Origin of the sequence: Citrobacter sp. TBCS-14, assembly GCF_005280805.1 — a bacterium.
In the GTDB taxonomy this organism is placed as follows: domain Bacteria; phylum Pseudomonadota; class Gammaproteobacteria; order Enterobacterales; family Enterobacteriaceae; genus Citrobacter; species Citrobacter gillenii.
This window is the reverse complement of record NZ_SZWM01000600.1, coordinates 1-209: the sequence shown is the minus strand read 5'-3', so window position 1 is coordinate 209 and position 209 is coordinate 1. Positions and strand designations below refer to the sequence as shown.

At 56.5% G+C, this 209-nt stretch carries 1 pseudogene; it reads right to left on the bottom strand.

From position 1 onward, the window contains the following. Positions 1 to 209 (bottom strand): annotated as a pseudogene (locus FDX22_RS20180) (ABC transporter permease); the annotation flags it as partial.

The window sequence follows — 209 nt, the reverse complement described above, 5'->3', positions numbered from 1 at the left end:
AGATACCCAGCGGCACGCCAATACACAGCGCAGGCACCACAGTACCGAACAGAATAGTCAGGTGCTGCGCCAGAGCATCATCAAAGACATCATGGCGGTTGGCATATTCTTTGAGCAGAGAAAGATCGTTAAGGGTGCCGGTCAGCAGCAGCGCCACTGGCACAATGACAATTTGCGCATGCAGCACCCAGCGCCACAGCGGCTGAGCG